Consider the following 19,050-nt stretch of genomic DNA (forward strand, 5'->3'; position numbering starts at 1 on the left):
CTACGCAGGGACAAACAGGGGACGCGTAGCGACACTTGAGGACACAGTCGGGTGATGCCGGTGGGGGACAGCCCGCCCTTAACAGGGCTCAGTTTCGAAGTGGACGTGGACGCGCCGTCCGACCTGGCCTACGACGAGACCCGCGCGGACGCCCTCGTCACCGTCGGGGCCCGATCCGTCGCCGACGCGGTCCCCCGGACGGGGGCCGCCGAGATCCTCATCATGGACAAGTCGCTGTCCATGCGCGGCCACGGCAAGCTGGACGAGGCGAAACGCGCGATGTGCGCGGCCGTCGACACCCTGCGGGACGGGACGCTCCTGGGCATCGTCGCGGGCAACCACAAGGCCGAGGTCGTCTACCCGACCACGGGCGGCCTCGCCCTCGTCGACGCCGCGGCCCGGCAGGAGGCCAAGAGCCGGATCATCGGCCAGCTCGCCGAGGGCGGCACGGCCATCGGCCAGTGGCTGGCCTGCGCGGACCGGCTGTTCGCGTCGGTGACGTCCCCCGGGACCGTGCGCCACGCGGTGCTCTACACGGACGGCAAGGACGAGCACGAGACGCCCCAGCAGCTGGACAGCGTGCTGGAGGCGTGCACCGACCGCTTCGTGTGCGACGCGCGCGGACTCGGCGAGGACTGGAACTACGCGGAACTGCTGCGGATCACGGAGGCCCTGCACGGCGCCGCCGAGGCCGTCGTCACCGTCTCCGACCTCACCGAGGACTTCACCCGCATCATGCAGCAGGCCCAGCGCATCGTCGTGGCCCGCGTCTACCTGGGCCTGCGCCTCAACGACCGCTTCCAGCTGGGCTTCGTACGCCAGACACGTCCCGTGGAAGCAGAACTGACGGCACGTCAGCCGCACGGCGACGAGATCCACGTCCCGCTCGGCTCCTGGTCGCCCGAAACACGCCAGTACCAGGTGTCGCTGCGCTTCGACCCCGAGACGCTGACCGTCGAGGAGAACCTGCGCGCCGCCCGCATCACCCTGCACGCCGAACAGAGCGACGGAACACGCCTGCCGTGCTCCGCCCCCACGGCCATGGTCGTACGACGGCGCGGGACACCCGGGTTCGGGATCCCGCCGTCCGCCGACCTCACCCGGGTCGAGAACGAACACGAACTGGGCATGGCCATGCGGGCCTGCGCCGACGCCCAGCAGCGAAGGGACTTCGACCGCGCCGACCGCGAGCTGCGCATCGCGGTGGGACTCGCCGAGGAGCTCAGGGACACCGCGCGCATGCGGCTGCTGCGCTCGGTGTCGGTCACCGGCCCCGACGGCAGGCTGCGGGTCCGCCGCGACGCGCCCCGCGGACAGGTGCAACGACTCGGCCTCGAATCGACCAGGACCGCGGCCCCGCCGGTCGACGCCCTCGAACTCCCGCCCGCCGACGGCCCGTCCACGCGCGACTGCCCGCGCTGCGGGGCGACGACCTCGGCGCGCTCCGCCAGGTTCTGCGAGAACTGCGGCCACCGCTTCGACGAAGCGACGACGGACGGCACCCCGGTGGATGCCGCATGAGCGCAGCGACCACGGAGCCCCGACGGTCCCTGCGCGAGGCGGTGACCGGCTGGGGAACACGGGCCCGGGCGGTCCATCCGGTGCGGGTGCTGCGCTGGCTCAGAGCGGGCGTGATCACCATGGTGCTGGCCACGGCACTGCTGTATCTGCTGGTGTCGACGCGGGCCGACGACCAACTGGCCGCCGCGAGACGCACCGACGGCGCCATCGAGGACATCGTCCAGGCACGTGACACGGCCGTGGCCGCGGACAAGGCGCTCGCGAAGGCCGCCGACACCGGCCAGGTCACCCTCATCGGCACGGGCGCCGAGTTCGCCAACGACACCGCACGCGTGAACACCCTCGTCACCTCGGCGGCCGAGGGCAACGCGGCCGGAAGCCGAGGACAGGCCCAATTCCAGTTCCTCCAGGGCCAGTTGACCACCTGCATCCAGCTCGCCAACACGGCGGTGCGTGACTACGCCCGCAGCGGCCGGGCCGGCCTGACCGCCGCCCGGCAGGCCCTGACCGCCCCGAACGCGCGAGAACCCGGGACGGACGACCCCATCCCGGGCACCGGCGGCCTCAAGGCATCGCTCACCGACCTCGAGAACATGCAGCGACAGGCGCTCGACGCCCAGCGTGAGTCGCACTGGCTGAGCCCCGCCTACGTCTGGTCCCTGCTCGTCGGACCCGCGGCCGTCCTGCTCCTGTGCGTCCTCGCGACCAGCCGGATCGTCGTACGCCGCTTCCGCCGCCGGGTCAGCCCCCAGCTGGTCCTCGCACTGGCGGCCACCGCGGCGGTCGGGATCACGGCCAGCCTGCTGTGCCGGCACGACGCCCAGGCGCTCAGCCGGCATCCGCTGATCGGACACTGGCTGACGACGACGCTCGCCCTGGGCCTCCTCGCGGCCGCCGCCGCGCTCGCCTACCTCGGCTACCGCCCCCGCCTCGCCGAGTACAGGTTCCCGCGCTCATGACCACGGTCAGGGAAACGGCCATGAGAACACTGTCGGCGCGCCTCGCGCACTGCGCCCTCGTCCTGGGCCTGCTACTGGCCGCGGCCGGCTGCGGCGGCGGCCCCGGCCACGACCGGGTGACGATCATGATCCCCTGGTCCGGCAACGAGTTCCAGGCGTTCTACTCGGTCGTCAAGTCCTTCGAGGACGACACCGGCATCCAGGTGGACGTGCAGGTCACCCGTGCCCTGACCCAGCAGCTCGACGCCGCGGTGGCGGCCGGGGCGCCGCCCGACCTCGCCATGCTGCCGAGCGTCGGAGCCATCTACCGGTACGCGGACCAGGAAGCGGAGAAGGACAGGAAGCTACAACCGCTCCGGGTCCCCACGGACGCCTATCTGGAGCCGTTCCGCGGGCTGACGAAGGTGCGGGGCGAGGTCTACGCGGTGCCCGTGAAAGTCGACGTCAAGAGCCTCGTCTGGTTCGACCCCGCGGTGACCGGACGGCCCTCGCCGGCCGACCTCCGCAAGACCGGGACCTGGTGCCTCGGACTGGAGTCCGGCCCCACCTCCGGCTGGCCCGGCGCCGACTGGATCGCCGACATCCTGCTCGCCCAGGGCGACGGCGACGCCTACAAGCAGTGGCTCTCGGGCACCTTGGAATGGAACTCGCCCCCGCTCAAGCAGGCCTGGACCACCTGGCGCAACCTCGTGGGGAGCGGTGTCAAAGGCGCCGCCGTCCGCAACTTCGGCGAGGCCGCCGCGGGAATGGCCGGCACACCCCGCACCTGCTCCCTCGCCCACGGCGCGCTGTCCGCGATGGGGTTCAGGAAGGGGCAGAGCCACGACTACGTGCCGTCCTCCTCGACGCGCCGGCTGGAGGTCTCGGCGGACTTCGTCGGCATGTTCACCGATGACAATCCGAGCGCCGAGGCGTTCATCGCCTACCTCGCTCGGACGAAGGCCCAGCAGTCCTGGGTGAACCAGCAAGCGGGCTCCGCGTTCTCCGCCGACAGCCGGGTCACCCGCTACGACGACGCCGTCCAGCAGCGGATAGCCGGCATGCTCCGGCCGGACTCCGGCTACACGCTGTGCTTCGGCGCGGCCGACACGATGACCCCCGATGTGTCGGCCGCCTTCTACCGGGCCGTCCTCGACTACGCGACCGCCGGCACGAAGGACCCCACCGGCCTCCTCGACGATCTCGACGAAGTCCAGCACAAGCTGGGGAAGTCCCCCGTCCCCTCGGACAAGCTCTGCGCGACGCTGACGAGCTCGTCGTAGCGCGTGAAAACAATGCGCACCGTGATGTCGAGAACCCGCGGCCGGCTCCGTCCCTGCTATGAACGCGACCACAAAGGGGTCGCACCAGTACCGTCGCACCAGTACCGAGGAGAACCACGATGGCCAAGTACCTGCTGCTGAAGCACTACCGCGGAGCCCCGGCCGCGGTCAACGACGTGCCCATGGAGAAGTGGACGCCACAGGAGATCTCGGCGCACGTGCAGTACATGCGGGACTTCGCGGAGCGGCTGGAGAAGAGCGGGGAGTACGTCGACGGTCAGGCGCTCGCCCCCGAGGGGACGTGGGTGCGGTACGACGGCGAGGGGCGCCCGCCCGTCACCGACGGACCGTTCGCCGAGACCAAGGACCTCATCGCCGGGTGGATGGTGATCGACGTCGACAGCTACGAGCGGGCCGTCGAGCTGGCCGGGGAGCTGTCGGCCGCGCCCGGGGCCGGCGGGAAGCCGATCCACGAGTGGCTGGAGCTGCGCCCGTTCTACGCGGCCTCGCCCAGCGACATGGACTGCCACGCCGGTGGATGAGGCACTGCTGAGAAGCCTCACGCCGAGCGTGCTCACCGTCCTCGTCCGCCGCGGAGCAGACTTCGCGGCGGCCGAGGACGCCGTCCAGGACGCGCTCGTCGAGGCGGTCCGCGTCTGGCCGGCCGACCCGCCCCGCGATCCCAAGGGCTGGCTGGTCACCGTGGCCTGGCGGAAGTTCCTCGACCAGACCCGCGCGGACACCGCACGCCGCCGACGGGAGGACCGTGTCGAGGAGGAGCCGGCGCCCGGCCCCACGCCCGCCGTGGACGACACGCTCCAGCTGTACTTCCTGTGCGCCCACCCCTCGCTCACCCCGTCCTCCGCCGTCGCCCTCACCCTGCGGGCCGTCGGCGGCCTCACCACCCGCCAGATCGCCCAGGCCTACCTGGTGCCCGAGGCGACCATGGCCCAGCGGATCAGCCGGGCCAAGCGCACCGTCTCCGGCGTGCGGTTCGACCGGCCCGGCGACGTCGCCACCGTCCTGCGCGTCCTCTACCTGGTCTTCAACGAGGGCTACTCCGGCGACGTCGACCTCGCCGCCGAAGCCATCCGGCTCACCCGCCGGCTCGCGGCGGCGATCGACCACCCCGAGGTGGCGGGGCTGCTCGCCCTCATGCTGCTCCACCACGCCCGCCGCGCCGCCCGGACCGCGCCCGACGGCAGCCTGGTCCCGCTCGCCGAGCAGGACCGCAGCCGCTGGGACACGAAGTCGATCGCCGAGGGCGTCGCCATCCTGCAGACGGCCCTCGCCCGCGACCGCCTCGGCGAGTTCCAGGCCCAGGCCGCCATCGCCGCCCTCCACGCCGACGCGCCGACCGCCGAGGAGACCGACTGGGTGCAGATCGTCGAGTGGTACGACGAGCTCACGCGGCTGACCGACAGCCCGGTCGTCCGGCTCAACCGCGCGGTGGCCGTCGGCGAGGCCGACGGACCGCGAGCCGGCCTGGCCGCGCTCGCGGCGCTGGACGACTCGCTGCCCCGGCACACCGCGGTGGCGGCCCACCTCCACGAGCGCGACGGCGACCTGGCGACGGCGGCCCGGCTGTACGCCGAGGCGGCCCGCAAGGCGCCCAACCTCGCCGAACGCGACCACCTGACCCGCCAGGCCGCCCGCCTCAACGCCCGCCTGTCGTAGCTCAGGCCTTGCCCTGAAGCCGCCAGATCTGGCTCTTCTTCGTGCCGAGGGCGCTCGCGGGGTCGCAGGTCCACTGGTGGATCAGGGCCCGCGGCTGGGTGGAGACGCCCGAGACGTCGACGCACTTGCCGCTGTGCACGGCCACGAGCTGGTAGTCGTGGCTGTTGCCGAGTGCGGAGACGGGGTTGAGCGTGAACATCTGGTTGGTCTGCCCGTTGCAGCTGTACTGGCCGACGGCGGCGCCGTCGGCCGTCGACGCGCCCGAGACGTCCAGGCACTTGCCGCTGAGCTCGTCGACCACGGTGTAGGTGTTCGTCCGGCCGGCGACCGGCTTGAGGTCGAGCATCTGCTGGTAGCCGCCCTCGCAGTAGTACTGCTGGTACTGCGTGCCGTCGGCGGTGCCGAGGTCGGTGTCGTCCAGGCACTGCCCGCTGTTCTGGCTCACGGCGACCGTGGAGACGGTGGTGTCGGACGGCGGCAGCAGGGTGACGGTGTAGCCGTCCTTGGCGTTCGACCAGGGCACGCTGAGCGAGGCGGTGTTGCCGCTGACCGTCAGCGTGGTGTCGGAGACCGTCTCCGGTCCGGCCACCGCGGCGCCGTTGTCGTACGGGACGCGTTGGACGACCGCCCGGACCCGGCTGTTCTCCACCACCGACGTGGTGTTCAGACCGGTGAGGTGCACGGTGACCGTGCCCGTGTTGCCGCTGCTCCCGAGCAGGATCTTGGCGTTCTTGGCCGCGTTGTCCTTGGTGGCCAGGCCGTCGGTGCCGGCGCCCGGGACCAGGTTGACGATGGCGCCGGTCTGGGAGCCGTAGTAGCGGTACGTGAACCACTCGCCGAGCGGCACGTACTGCCCTGCGCCGTTCTTGGTGAGCAGGTTGGCCTCGTAGTCGTGGAGGTTCGTGCCCGAGGCCCAGTTGCCGCGCAGACCGTCGGCTCCGGCCCGCTCGAGGCGGCCGATGAACCAGGCGCCGCCGCCCGGGGACTGCATGGACAGGGTGGCGTACTCGTTGATCTGGTACGGGCGGGTGTTGGTCAACCCGGCTGCGGCGATGGTGGAGTTGGCGCGGCCGACGTCGGTGACCGGATCGCCGGGTTCGTCGTGCCAGCTGTAGATGTCGGGGGCGACGTTGTTGGCCTTGACGTAGGTGAGGTACGTCGTCCACCAGGCGTTGGAGGAGTTCGGCTGGCTCGCGGTGCTGGGCCCGACGATGAGCTGGCCCGGGAACGCGGCGCGGACGCGGGCGTAGAACCGCGACCACATCTGCAGGTACTGGGTCTGCGACGGGCCCCAGAAGTTCCTCCCGTCGGGCTCGTTCCACAGGTCCCACTGGACGGTCATGTTGTTGGCGCGGACGTCGTTGATGAGCTGGGTGACGAAGTTGTCGAACAGGGTCCAGTCACCGTTGTCGCCGGGCCAGCCCTGGGTGGTGGTGGCGTCGGCGCCCCACAGGTCGTGCGGGAGCAGCACGAACGTGCCGCCGAGGGCGACGGTCCGCTTGTACTGGGCCAGGGTGGAGTTCCAGCGGGTCCGGTAGCCGGCGAGGCTGGTGCCGTAGCCGCCGTTGTTGAGCTGGGCTCCGCCGGCCCGCATGAAGTGCCACTTGATGTCCTTGAAGAAGTGGTCCTGCGGGAGTGACCCGTCGGGAGTCATTCCGTAGATCATTCCGGAGGCGTGGTAGGAGGGGGCTCCGCCGGCGGTGGCGAAGTCCACGGTGACGGCGGTGTCCGCCGCGCGTGAGGCGGTGGCGGGCAGCAGACTCGCCGCCAGGGCCGTCAGCAGGACGGCGGTTGTGGTCAGCGGACGTGGTGAACGGGGGTGCATGTGCGGCTCCGAGGGGCGAGGCGTCAGGACTGCTTCTGCGCGAGGGGGGTGACGGCGATGCGGTCGATGACCGGCGCGTACGGCGAGCGCTGGTCGTACTGGTTGTAGGTGTCGCCGTTGAAGTCGGGCAGTTCCTCGGCGGTGAAGGTGAGCCGGTTGGCGCCCTTCTCCAGCGTCACCGGGACGGTCAGCTCCCGGAAGTCGTTGAAGTGGAACGTCGTCGGGAACAGCACCCGGCGGGCCGGACCGCCGTTGACCGAGAGGTCGGCGTGCCGGGCGATCGGGTCGGGGTTGTAGTGCGTGGCGGGCGCCTGTTCGGCGTTGGAGTAGCGGATGGTCACGGCGTGCCGTCCGGCCTTCCCGGCGACGACGTCGACGGTGAGCGCGTTGGCCGTGCCGTCGCCGATGTCGGTGACCGCCTTGCCGCCGGAGGCGAAGGTGTAGGCGTCGGTCACCTTCGCGGCGCCGCCGACCGTGCCGTCCTCCGCCTGGTAGACCTTGGTCGCCGAGGCGCCGCCGGCCCGTGTGACCCGCAGCCGGTCGAGAACCAGCTCGCGTGCGGCGCCCGTGACGGTGATCTTGTTGATGCCGCCGGACAGGAACATCCGGACCTGGTCGGCGCCCTTCTTGTCGCCCCCGACCTTGGGGACGTCGAGCCGCTCGCCGTTGAGGGAGAGGCTCGCCCGGCCACCGCCCAGGTGGTCGACGGACACGGTCGATTCGCGGTCGGCGGGGGAGTACACCCAGAACGTCGCGGAGTCGCCCTTGGCCAGGGGTACGACGCCGGGGCCCGAGGCGCCTGCGCGGGTGTAGTCGGGCCGCGCTCCCGCGAGGGTGGCGTACTCGGCCTCGTAGATCGCCGGCGCGGCCACCTGGGCGTCCCGCAGCGACAGGTCGACCTTGTCGATGATGGCGTCGCCCTTGGTGACGCCCAGGTCGGCGTCCTTCGCGGCGAGCGTGATGCGGTGCCTGCCGGCGGTCAGCTTCACCGTGGTGTCGGTGTGACCCCACACCACCCACTTGTAGCCGAGCGGCAGCCGCAGTTCCTGCGGGTCCGTGCCGTCGACGCGCAGGAAGACGTTGGTGGGACCCTGCTCCTTCACCAGGCCGTACAGGTTGTAGGAGTTGGCGAACACGCTCAGGTCGTACGTGCCGTCCTGGGGCACGTCCACGTCGAAGGCGAGCACACCGTCGGAGCCGGTGCGCAGGCCGCCGACGTTGTAGGTCCCGGAGGTGGCGAACCCGCCGACGTTCGAGGGCGTCCCCTCGGGCCCGTTCTTCGAGTAGCCGCTGCCGGTGTAGACGGCGTTCTCCGCCTCGTACGTCCTGCGCCAGCTCACGGACGGTTCGGCCGGCACACCGCCGTGGCCGCCGGGGGAGAGGATGACCTGGTAGGCGGACATCTCGTTCATGCCGGTCATCGGCAGGGTCACCGAGCCGTCCGCGCCGACCGGCAGTTCCCGGTCCGCGAGCCGCAGCGGCTGGGCGGAGTCGCCGACCTGGCCGGTCCAGGGGATCTCCTGCACGGTGGCGTGCACGGTCTTCCCGAACAGGTGGGGGTCGATGTTCTTGAAGACGACGTCCGCGTCACCGCTCTTGCCGCCGAAGATCGCCCGGGACTGCCTCTTGTCCCCGTCGAGGGTCGCGACCCCCTGGAGGGTGTACTGCTGGTTGGGATGCGGGGCGGTCACCTGCACGGTGTGGCCGGACAGCTGCCCGTAGGCGTTGAACAGCCACCACTGGCCGTTGCCCTTGTTGGCCTCCACGGCCGAGTCGTTGAGGTTGCCGTCGATGTTCCAGTACGCCAGGTCGGCGTCGATCTTCGACTCCTCGATGGCGGAGACCCACTGCACTACCTGGCCGGGCACCGAGAGGTGGTAGTTGTGGCCGTACTCGTTGACGTTGACGGGCAGCGGCCCGACGCCGACGTCCTTCTCCATCTGCCGGTACCTCGCCACGTTCGTGCGGACCGCGGCGGGCGACGACAGCTCGTGCCAGGTCATCACGTCGGGGACGACGTCATTGGCCTTGGCGTACTGCAGGAAGCCCTTGACCTGGTTGTACAGGACGCTGGTGTTGGGGCCGGCGATGCGGGCGTCCGGGTCCAGGCCCTTGATGAGGTGGTAGACCTCCTTCCAGGCCGCGAAGTAGTACTGCGGGTCGTCGAGCCAGGAGACCTTGTTGTAGCTCCACTCGCCCGTGCCGAACATGTTCCCTTCGGGTTCGTTGAAGGGGACGTAGACGACGTGGTCCTTGTACTCGCCCATGGTCAGGACCTGTTGGACCTGCTTCTTGATCTTCGCCTCGAAGTCGGCGAGCCGCGCCGGACCGTCCGCGCCCGGCCACTGGTACGGGAAGCCGCGGTAGATGTCGGTCATGTAGATGTAGACGTCCTTGCCGCCGGAGTCCACGAACGGCGGCAGCATCTCCAGGGCGTCCGCGCCCGGGTGCTGGGGGCCGTCCTGGGCCTTCGTCGACACCGTGCGGACGTGCATGCCCTCGAGGACGTTGCGGCTGGGCACGCCGTCGCCGTAGACGCCGTAGAGCGAGCCGGAGGCGCCGCCGTGGAAGGCGCCGGTGTCCGTGGCGAGGTCGATGGTGAGCTGTTCGGGTTCCGCCGCGCGGGCCGTGCCGGTGGCGGCGGGAACGGCGAGCAGGGCGGCGAGCGCGGCGGTGGCGGTGGCGCCGGCCCCGGCTCTGGTTCTGCTGCGGGTGCGTCGCACTGAGGTCTCCGTGAGGTGATCCGTCATGGGAGTCGAACCGGTTCGAAGAATGCGTGCCGGAAGCTAGCACCGCCGAAAAGGGGCCAGCAATACCCTCGACCAGGATTGAGCGGCAGGCATCTGGAAATCTGCGCAAGCCATTGACAGCGGCTTCCGTCGCTTCTAACTTCCCTTCACGCGAACCGGTTCGATGATCGGTACGCACTCGAACCGGTTCGATGAGCTCGGCGAACCGGCTGAACCGGCTGAACCGGCTGAACCGGCTGAACCGGCTGAACCAGGCGAACTCGATGAACCAGATGAACCAGCTGAACTCGACGAAGGAGTCCCGTGAACATCGGTGAGATCGCCCAGCGGGCCGGTGTCTCGCGGAGCACCGTGTCCTACGCGCTGAGCGGCAAGCGGGCGGTGTCGGAGGAGACCCGGCGCAAGATCCAGCAGGTGATCGACGAGCTGGGCTATCGGCCCAACGCCAGCGCGCGTGCCCTGGCCAACGGCCGCACCAGCACCATCGGTCTGGTCTTCCCGCCGGCCGGGAACCACTACACGGGCATGCAGCTCGACTTCATCGGCAGCGTGGTGGAGGCCGCCGCGGCCTACGACTACGACGTGCTGCTCTCCCCGAGCGGCGTGGACAGCGACCGTTCGTTCCAGCGGCTGCTGGCCGAGCGACGGGTGGACGGCGCGATCCTCATGGAGATCAGGCTCCAGGACGACCGCGTCGACCACCTGGGGGAGGAGAACTTTCCCGCCGTCTGCATCGGCCGCACCGCCAGCTCGGACGGTGACTGGTGGGTCGGCCTCGACCACACCGCGCTGGCGGCTGCCTGCGTCAACCACCTCGCCGACCTGGGGCACCGCCGGATCGCCTTCGTGAACCGGCCCGAGCACCTGCTGCGGGCCGGCTACGAGTCGGCGCACCGCGGACTCGAGGGCTTCACGAAAGCCGCGGCCGAGCGCGGGCTCACCGTGCGGACGTACCTGTGCGGCGACGACGCTCCCTCCGGGCAGGAGTGCCTGGAGCGGATCCTCCACGACGACCCGGCCACCACGGCGCTGGTCACCCTGAACGAGGCCGCGCTCGGCGGTCTGTACCGGGGGCTGGCGGTGGCGGGCCGCCATGTGCCACGCGACTTCTCCGTCACCGGGGTCGTGGCCTGCCGGTGGGCGGAGACGGTGACCCCGCAGCTCACCGCGGCGGACGTGCCGGCCGAGCAGTTGGGGCGACTCGCCGTCGACCTGCTCGTCGAGCGGCTCGACCATCCCGAGGCCTCACCCCGCCACCACCTCCTCGCCCCGCCCATCTCCCTGCGCGCCAGTACCGGCCCCGTCCCGGCGCCTCCGGCCAACGCCTGACGCCTCACGGGCTCCTCCTCTCCCACCTGTTCCCCACCTGTTCTCCCGCCCGTTCTGTCCCGCCCCTTCTCTCCCCAGCTTCTTCGGCATGCCCATGTCGAAAAATGCTGAAAAACATGCCGAAAACTCGAAGGAACGCCCCATGAACAGAACCACCGGACGGCGGATCACCGCCGTGGCCCTGACCGTCGCAGCCCTCGCCACCGGCACCACCGCCTGCTCCTCCGGCGGCAGCTCCTCCGCGAAGGGCGACGACAGCGGCACGTACACCATCTGGGACCCGTACCCCCAGTTCGCCAAGGACTCCGCGTGGGCGAAGCTGCTCGACGCCTGCGGCAGCAAGGCGGGCGTCACCATCAAGCGGACGGCCTTCGACACCAGCGACCTGACCAACAAGGTGCTCCTGGCCGCACAGCAGGACAACTCGCCGGACGTCCTCATCGTCGACAACCCCGTGGTGTCGACCCTGGCCGAGGCCGGCGTCCTCACCACCACCGAGGACAACAAGCTGGACACCTCGAAGGCCGACCCCAACCTGCTCGCGGCCGGGCAGTCGGGCGGCAAGACCTACGGCACGCCCATCGGCGCCAACACCCTCGCCCTCTACTACAACAAGGCGGTCCTCAAGGCGGCGGGCGTCGACATCGCCTCGGTCAAGGACTGGCCGTCGCTGACGTCGGCGCTGGAGAAGGTCAAGAAGGCGGGCAAGAAGGGCATCACCTTCTCCGCGATCGGCACCGAGGAGGGCAGCTTCCAGTTCCTGCCGTGGTTCTGGGGCTCGGGCGCGCAGCTCACCGCACTCGACTCCACCCAGGGCGCCTCGGCACTGTCCCTGTGGACCGACTGGCTGAAGCAGGGCTACGCACCCAACTCGGTGATCAACAACACCCAGACCACCAGCTGGCAGGAGTTCGCGAGCGGCGACTACGCCTTCGCCGAGAACGGCACCTGGCAGCTCGCGAACGCCGAGAAGGCCGGCTTCGACTACGGGGTGCTGCCGATCCCGGCGTCCGGCGGCGGCAACGCGGCCGCACCGACGGGCGGCGAGTTCGTCACCGTCCCGGTCCGGGGCGACACCGGCCGCTACGCCACCACGCAGAAGCTCGTGACCTGCCTGACCAGCACCGAGAACCTCTACGCCACCGACACCACGCTGTCCTACGTGGCTCCCACCGCCGAGGTCCAGAACAAGCAGGTCGCGGCGAACGCCGAGCTGAAGCCCTGGGTCGCGGCGGTCAAGGCGGCCAAGGGCCGCACCAGCGACGACCTCGGCACCAAGTACCCCAAGATCTCCGAGCAACTGTGGAAGGCGGTCCAGTCCGCGCTCAGCGGTGCCAAGTCCCCGAAGGACGCGCTCACTTCGGCCCAGTCCGCAGTCAAGTGACGTGGCGCCGATGAAGCAGACGACCTACCCGCCGGACCACCGGACCGGGCCGGACCGGAAGGGGGCGGACACCGCCGCCCCGCCCCCGGCCCGCCGCGCGCCACGCCGGCGCCCGACCTCCCAACAATGGGCCGCCTGGGCCTTCCTCGCCCCGGTCACCCTCTACCTCGCCCTCTTCTACGCCTATCCCCTCTACCGCAACCTCGACCTGAGCCTGCGCGACTACACCGTCCGCTCGTTCGTCCGGGGCGACGCGCCGTTCATCGGCCTGAAGAACTTCGACACCGTCTTCCAGGACCCGACCTTCGGGCCCGCCCTGACGCACACCGTCGTGTTCACCGCCGTCTGCCTGTTCTTCCAATATGCCCTCGGCCTGGCCCTCGCCGTCTTCTTCAACCAGCACTTCCGCCTGTCGGCGACCCTGCGCGCCCTGTTCCTCGTGCCGTGGCTGCTGCCGCTGATCGTGTCGGCGTCCACCTGGTCGTGGATGCTCAACAGCGACTCGGGCATCGTCAACGCCGTCCTGCACGCCGTCGGCATCGGACCGGTGAACTGGCTGACCTCGCCGTCCTGGTCGCTGACCTCGGTGATCGTCGCCAACATCTGGATCGGCGTCCCGTTCAACCTCGTCGTGCTGTACAGCGGACTGCAGTCCGTCCCCGCCAGCCTGTACGAGGCGGCCGCACTCGACGGCGCGGGCGCCTGGCGGCGCTTCTGGAGCATCACCTTCCCGCTGCTGCGCCCGGTGTCCGCCATCACCCTGCTGCTGGGCCTGGTCTACACGCTCAAGGTCTTCGACATCATCTGGATCATGACCAAGGGCGGCCCGGCCGACTCGTCCATCACCTTCGCCACCTGGTCCTACCAGCTCGGCTTCGGCAACCTGCTGCCCGCCTTCGGCCCCGGCGCGGCCGTCGGCAACCTGCTCGTCGTCGCCGCTCTCGTCTTCGGCCTGGTGTATCTGAGGGTCCAGCGAAAGCAGGCACTGTCGTGACCGCGCCCGCCATGAACCGTCCCGGCCGTACCTGGTGGAAGACGGCCGTCGGCCTTCTCCTCACCGCTGTCATGCTCTTCCCGGTCTACTGGATGCTCAACGTGTCCTTCACCCGGGAACAGGACATGCGCAAGAGCCCGCCCGACCTGTTCCCCGTGCACGGCACGCTGGAGGGCTACCGGGCCGTTCTGGACCAGCAGTTGCCCTACCTCGGCACCAGTCTCGTCATCGGCCTGGGCACCGTCGCCCTCACCGTGGCGCTGGCCGCACCCGCCGGCTATGCGCTCGCCAAACTGCGGCCCCGCGGCGGCGGCGTCGTCAGCTTCCTTCTCCTGGTCGCGCAGATGATCCCCGGCATCATCATGGCGATGGGCTTCTACGCCGTCTACCTCAGCCTCGGGCTGCTCCAGTCGGTGCCCGGACTGATCGTCGCGGACTCCACGCTGGCCGTCCCCTTCGCGGTGCTGATCTTCACCGCGTTCATGTCCGGCATCCCGGAGGAGTTGCTCCAGGCCGCGAAGACCGACGGGGCCGGGCCCCTGCGCACCTTCCGCTCGATCGTGCTGCCGATGAGCCGCAACGCCGTCGTCACGGTGTCGCTGTTCGCGTTCCTGTGGTCCTGGTCCGACTTCGTCTTCGCCAGCACCCTCGCGGGCGGTGGCGCGCACGAGCCGATCACCCTCGGCATCTACCACTACATCGGCAACAACAACCAGGAGTGGAACGCGATCATGGCGACCGCCGTGGTGGCCTCGCTGCCGGCCGCGGTGATCCTCGTCCTCGCCCAGCGCTACGTCGCCGCCGGCGTGACCGCCGGAGCCGTGAAGGACTGACCGACCACCGCGCCTCCCATGAAGCGCCGTTCCCGCCGAAGCGCCGTTCCGCCGAAGCGCCGTTTGCAGAAGAGCCGTTCCGGCGAAGAGCCGATCCCGCTGAAGAAACGAGTAGCCCTTTCATGACCGCCGCCCGGCCCGGCCCGGCCTTCTCCCTCCACGACATCCCGTTCAGCACGCACGGATCCTGGTTCGACCTCTCCCCGGTCCTGGCGCAGGGCACCTACGCCGACGACCTCCACCTGGTCTCCCACCAGAACGGCATGCACCCCGTCCTGCGCCTCGTCCCCCTCGAACGGGCGACCGGCGACCGGGCCGAGACCCGGGTCACGGCGACGCCGAGCCTGCTGAGCTGGTCCCACGGGAGCGGACGCGTCGACCTCGCCTACGAGTCGCCCGACACCGTGCGCCTGCGCGGGAGGGGGCTCGGCCTGCGCATCACCGCGGCGGCCCGCGCCCTGACGCCCTTCACCGGCACGTACTTCTTCCGCGATCCGGCCGCCGGCGGGTGGGTGTTCACCTCGTACGAGACCGGCCGCCGCTACCGGGTCACCGTCCTGTCCGGCGTCGTGGACGTCGTCGGCAGCCAGGCCCTGGGCGAGGCCGACCGCGGACTCACGATCACCGCGGCCCCGGAACCGGACGCGGAACCGGACGCGCACCAGGACGGCGCCTGGGAGGTCGCCGTCGAGGAGCTCGACAGCGCGCGCCGTCCCTACCGAGCCCGGACGACGTTCGGCGAGGTCGTGGCCGCGGCGGAGCACGCGTTCGCCGCGTTCGCCGACGCGGTGGCCCCCTGGCGCTCCCCGCACACGCCGGCCGCCGAACTCGCCGTGTACGTCCTGTGGTCGGCGACGGTCCGCCCGGCGGGCCTGGTCACCCGGCCGGCGGTGCTGATGTCCAAGCACTGGATGGACAAGGTCTGGAGCTGGGACCACTGCTTCAACGCCCTCGCCCTGGCGCCCGGAGCGCCGGCGCTGGCCCGGGACCAGTTCTCCCTGCCGTTCGACCACCAGGACGACAGCGGGGCCCTGCCCGACTCGGTGACCCACTCGGAGGTCCTGCACAACTTCGTCAAACCACCCATCCACGGCTGGACCCTGGCCCACCTGCGCAGACGCCTGCCCGAACCCCTCAACCGCGCCGAACTCACCGAAGCCTACGACCGGTTGAGACGCTGGACGGACTTCTGGCTCACCGTGCGCCGCGCACCGCACGCCGCCCTGCCGCACTACCAGCACGGCAACGACAGCGGCTGGGACAACGCGACCGCCTTCGACCCCGAACGCGTGGTCGTCACCGCCGACCTCGCCGCGTTCCTCGTCCTCCAACTGCACGAACTCGCCTCCCTGGCAACGGAACTCGGCCATCACGAAGAGGCGCGAGGCTGGACCCGCACCGCCGAGCAGACCCAGGCGGCCATGGTCGACGAACTGTGGACGGGGGAGCGGTTCGTCACCCGGGGCGCCGAGAGCGGCGACACCTGGGGCAGCGACGGCCTCCTCGACCTGATGCCCATCGCGCTGGGCGAGCACCTGCCCGAGCGCATCGCGAAGACCCTGGCCACCCGGATCGAGGCCCATCTGACCCCGTACGGCCTGGCCACCGAACTGCCCACCTCGCCGCACTACCGCCCCGACGGCTACTGGTGCGGCCCCATCTGGGCGCCCGCCACCGTCCTCGTCGAGGACGGCCTGCGCCGCGCCGGTCACCACCGCCTCGCCGACGAGATCAGCACCCGCTTCCGGCGCCTGTGCGAGACCCATGGCTTCGCCGAGAACTTCGACGCCCTCACCGGCACGGGCCTGCGCGACCGCGCCTACACCTGGACCGCCGCCGCCTACCTCCTGCTCGCCGAAGCCCACGCCCGCAGCCGCCGCCCCGGGAAGGCTGATGAAGATCTGGACGGCTGACGAAGATCTTGGTCAGTGGCCGCGGGCGTCTCGGGCGGGGGCCTCCCGGGCCAGCAGTCCGGCGCGCAGTTCGAGCGGGGTCGCTCCGTGCCAGCGACGCACCGCCCGCCGGAGGGCGCTCACGTCGGCGAACCCCGCCTGGCGGGTGATCTCACGGAGCGTCAGTTCCGGGCGTCGTAGCAACTGTTCGACCTGCTCGCGACGTACCCCGTCGACGATCGCCTCGTAGGTGGTGCCGCACTCGGCCAGACGACGGCGCAGGGTGCGCTCGCTGGAGGCGTGTCGGCGGGCCTGCTCGGGGAACGAGGGCACCGTCGGAAGGCTCTGCGCGATGGAGATCTCCAGCACCTCCAGCAGGTCCTGCTGGTCGCGCCGCGACGCCGTCTCCCTCTCCAGCACCTCCAGCACGGCGGCATAGGTGATGGGGTCCCGCCCCGGCATGGCCGCGCGGGCCCACCGAGCGGGGATCACCATGCGGTTGCCGGCGGCGTCGAAGTGCAGGGGGCAGCGGAAGAGTTCGTCGAAGGGGCGCGTGTCGCGCGGGGCGGGAAAGGCGAACTCGATCGCCTGCGGGGCGAACGCGGCGCCGACGCTCAGCCGGGTGAGGGTGACGACGCTGGAGTACGCCTCCTCGATCAGGAAGACGCCGACCGTCGGATCCAGCGCGGGGTCCGGCAGATCGGCACGCAGCACATAGCCGGCGTCCTCCCAGCCGGCCGACCACACCGTCATCGCCCCGGAGAGGTTCTGGTAGCGCACGCCGGTCTCGATGGCGTCCTGATGAGTCCCGGCGGCCATCATGGCGAAGCCGAGCAGTCCCCACGCGGTCAGGTGCTGCGCCGCGCCCACGCGCAGCCCCAGGTGCTCGTCCCCGGTCAGCCTCACCGCCTGCCGGATGACGTCACTGCCCTGCCGGTAGGAGACCCGCAGTGCGGCGGAGCCCAGCACCGTCGGGTCCAGCCCGACCCGGGTCAGCAGCGGTTGCAGGTCGACGCCGTGCTCCCCGGCGACCCGGGTGAGATAGCGGAGGATGTTCGGCGCGATGGTGGCCGAGGTGCTGCGGCTCGTTCCCGGAGAACTGGCCGGAGCGGGAGCATCAGACATCGCGTTCCCTCTCACCAGGGCGTTTCTCGCTTCACTGTAAGCAACCGGCCCCCGCGTGTCGCCCGGGTGGCCGCCGGAGCCCCCCTTTCGGCCTCCGACGCGCTGCACACGGCCTTTCCGCTCTCCCTACGGTGTGCGGAAACCCGCCCGCCCTGCCGTGCGCAAGAAATGAAGGCTCACGATGACTGCACCTCTTCGGACCGCGGCTCGGCGACGATCGGTGCGCCGGAGCCCGCTTGCGGTGGCCCGACTGGCCGTGGCGAGGGTGTTCGCCGCCCAGGGAGCGGCGGTGGCCGCGGTGTCCACCACGGTGCCCGCCGTCAAGGAGCGTCTCTCGCTCTCTCCGCTGACGATGACCGTGCTCGTCGTGGCCGTCGCGTTGAGCGCGGGCGTCGGCAGCTTCGCCGGACCGGCCGTGATCCGACGGCTGGGACCCGTGGGCGCCATGCGGGCCGCCGTCGTGACCGCCGCGACGGCCCTGCTGCTGATCGGCCGGGCTCCCGACCAGGCCGTGGCCGCGGTGTCCTACGGGTTGTTCGGTATGGCGCTGGGCTGCATCGACGTATCGGCGAACACCCGGGCCGCCGCCGTCGAACGCCACTACGGCCGGAGCATCTTCGCCTCCTTCTACGCCGCCTGGAGCGCAGCGGGCGTCACCGCCGCGCTGGTGACCGCGGGCACCGCTCGCCTTGGCCGGCCCGCCGAGTACACCCTGACCGCGGACGCCGTCCTTGTCCTGGCCCTGGCGCTGACCGTCCGCGCACACGAGCTTCCCGCCGACTCGCCGCCCGCCGGGTCCGACCAGGGCGAGCCTCAGGGGGACTCCCGGGGGGAGTCCGTGGTGCTCGGCCGCGGACTGTGGATCGAGCTCGCCCCGTTCGGCCTTGTCCTCCTGGTCGCCTACGTCATCGACTCCACGGTCTCGTCGTGGTCGACGCTGTACCTCCACCAGACCCTGGACACCGCCCTGTCCCTCGCACCTCTGGCCTATGCGGCCTACCAGGTCGGCACCGTCACCGGGCGGGCCTGCGCCGACCGCCTCGTACGCGCCGTCGGTCCGGCGGCCGTGATCCGTGCCGCCACCCTGCTCACCGCCACGGCCCTGGCCGGACTGGCCGCCGCCCCGACCTGGCCGTACGCGGTCCTGGCCGCCGGGTGCACCGGGCTCGGGGTATCCGCGCTCGTCCCCCTGTGCCTCGCATCGGCCGGGCGCCTGCGACCGGGGGCGACCGAATCGGTGCTGGCCCGTATGAACGTCTTCAACTACCTGGGGGTGCTGGCCGGCGGGGCCGCCAGCGGAATCCTCGGGTCCACCGGCCACTTCCGACTCGCCTACGGGATACCCGCCGCACTCGTCCTCGCCCTCCTGGCGACGGCAGGGTCCTTCCGCCTGGCCGCCCAGGCCCCCTCTCTGACCGCGGGGACCATTTCCCGCTGAACTGCGGGTGAATAAGTTCCTTTCAGCCCTTCAGGAATGGGATCGCGAACGGCTGGAAAAG

General features: G+C 70.9%; 15 protein-coding genes. 12 read left to right on the forward strand and 3 right to left on the reverse strand.

Annotated features, from left to right (window positions below; translation table 11 throughout):
* Positions 1-99: 99 nt before the first annotated feature.
* The 5 genes from ACZ5SK_RS03500 (at position 100) to ACZ5SK_RS03520 (ending at position 5,419) form a co-directional block, all read left to right on the forward strand.
* A complete protein-coding gene (locus ACZ5SK_RS03500) occupies positions 100-1,521 on the forward strand; it encodes a VWA domain-containing protein (RefSeq protein WP_334582907.1) in 1,422 nt (473 codons plus the stop codon).
* Positions 1,518-2,480, forward strand: coding sequence for a hypothetical protein (locus ACZ5SK_RS03505; RefSeq protein ID WP_334582906.1), 963 nt, complete (start codon positions 1,518-1,520; stop codon positions 2,478-2,480). The genes ACZ5SK_RS03500 and ACZ5SK_RS03505 overlap by 4 nt, the downstream gene beginning before the upstream one ends.
* Positions 2,481-2,500: 20 nt before the next feature.
* A complete protein-coding gene (locus ACZ5SK_RS03510; protein WP_334582905.1) occupies positions 2,501-3,742 on the forward strand; it encodes an ABC transporter substrate-binding protein in 1,242 nt (413 codons plus the stop codon).
* 119 nt (positions 3,743-3,861) lie between these two features.
* Positions 3,862-4,284, forward strand: coding sequence for a YciI family protein (locus ACZ5SK_RS03515; protein WP_334582904.1), 423 nt, complete (start codon positions 3,862-3,864; stop codon positions 4,282-4,284).
* Positions 4,277-5,419, forward strand: coding sequence for an RNA polymerase sigma factor (locus ACZ5SK_RS03520; RefSeq protein WP_334582903.1), 1,143 nt, complete (start codon positions 4,277-4,279; stop codon positions 5,417-5,419). Before ACZ5SK_RS03515 ends, ACZ5SK_RS03520 begins: the two co-directional genes overlap by 8 nt.
* A 1-nt stretch (position 5,420) precedes the next feature.
* Here ACZ5SK_RS03520 and ACZ5SK_RS03525 read toward each other — a convergent pair whose 3' ends face one another.
* Both ACZ5SK_RS03525 and ACZ5SK_RS03530 read right to left on the reverse strand, forming a co-directional pair.
* Positions 5,421-7,244: an RICIN domain-containing protein gene (locus ACZ5SK_RS03525; protein WP_468575252.1), complete on the reverse strand. Its 1,824-nt coding sequence runs from the start codon at positions 7,242-7,244 to the stop codon at positions 5,421-5,423.
* A 23-nt stretch (positions 7,245-7,267) separates the two neighbouring features.
* Entirely contained in the window at positions 7,268-9,967 is a 2,700-nt protein-coding gene (locus tag ACZ5SK_RS03530) for a cellulosome protein (protein WP_334582901.1), read from the reverse strand.
* Between the two features lie 218 nt (positions 9,968-10,185).
* Between ACZ5SK_RS03530 and ACZ5SK_RS03535 the strand changes: the two genes are divergently transcribed.
* The 6 genes from ACZ5SK_RS03535 to ACZ5SK_RS03560 all read left to right on the forward strand — a co-directional run bounded on the left by ACZ5SK_RS03535 (position 10,186) and on the right by ACZ5SK_RS03560 (position 16,447).
* On the forward strand, positions 10,186-10,311 hold the full coding sequence (locus ACZ5SK_RS03535) for a hypothetical protein (protein WP_468575254.1): 126 nt from the start codon (positions 10,186-10,188) through the stop codon (positions 10,309-10,311).
* A complete protein-coding gene (locus tag ACZ5SK_RS03540; RefSeq protein ID WP_334582900.1) occupies positions 10,298-11,323 on the forward strand; it encodes a LacI family DNA-binding transcriptional regulator in 1,026 nt (341 codons plus the stop codon). The genes ACZ5SK_RS03535 and ACZ5SK_RS03540 overlap by 14 nt, the downstream gene beginning before the upstream one ends.
* A gap of 142 nt (positions 11,324-11,465) precedes the next feature.
* The gene (locus tag ACZ5SK_RS03545; RefSeq protein ID WP_334582899.1) at positions 11,466-12,707 is read left to right on the forward strand and encodes a sugar ABC transporter substrate-binding protein; all 1,242 of its coding nucleotides are present in this window, start codon (positions 11,466-11,468) and stop codon (positions 12,705-12,707) included.
* Between the two features lie 10 nt (positions 12,708-12,717).
* Positions 12,718-13,701 carry a carbohydrate ABC transporter permease gene (locus ACZ5SK_RS03550; RefSeq protein WP_334582898.1) on the forward strand — a complete coding sequence of 328 codons (984 nt, stop codon included), beginning with the start codon at positions 12,718-12,720 and terminating at the stop codon, positions 13,699-13,701.
* A gap of 11 nt (positions 13,702-13,712) precedes the next feature.
* Complete coding sequence (locus ACZ5SK_RS03555; protein ID WP_468575396.1) at positions 13,713-14,534, forward strand: carbohydrate ABC transporter permease; 822 nt, start codon at positions 13,713-13,715, stop codon at positions 14,532-14,534.
* A gap of 122 nt (positions 14,535-14,656) precedes the next feature.
* Positions 14,657-16,447 carry an amylo-alpha-1,6-glucosidase gene (locus ACZ5SK_RS03560; RefSeq protein WP_468575257.1) on the forward strand — a complete coding sequence of 597 codons (1,791 nt, stop codon included), beginning with the start codon at positions 14,657-14,659 and terminating at the stop codon, positions 16,445-16,447.
* A gap of 12 nt (positions 16,448-16,459) precedes the next feature.
* On the opposite strand, the gene ACZ5SK_RS03565 is transcribed toward ACZ5SK_RS03560, so the two are convergent.
* Positions 16,460-17,551, reverse strand: a complete 1,092-nt coding sequence (locus ACZ5SK_RS03565) for an AraC family transcriptional regulator (RefSeq protein WP_334582896.1) — start codon at positions 17,549-17,551, stop codon at positions 16,460-16,462.
* Positions 17,552-17,792: 241 nt separating this feature from the next.
* On the opposite strand from ACZ5SK_RS03565, the gene ACZ5SK_RS03570 reads away from it, so the two are divergent.
* Positions 17,793-18,989 (forward strand): MFS transporter, encoded by a 1,197-nt coding sequence (locus ACZ5SK_RS03570; RefSeq protein WP_334582895.1) that lies wholly within the window; start codon positions 17,793-17,795, stop codon positions 18,987-18,989.
* Positions 18,990-19,050 lie beyond the last annotated feature (61 nt).

Source organism: Streptomyces sp. NPDC031474 (genome assembly GCF_055581185.1).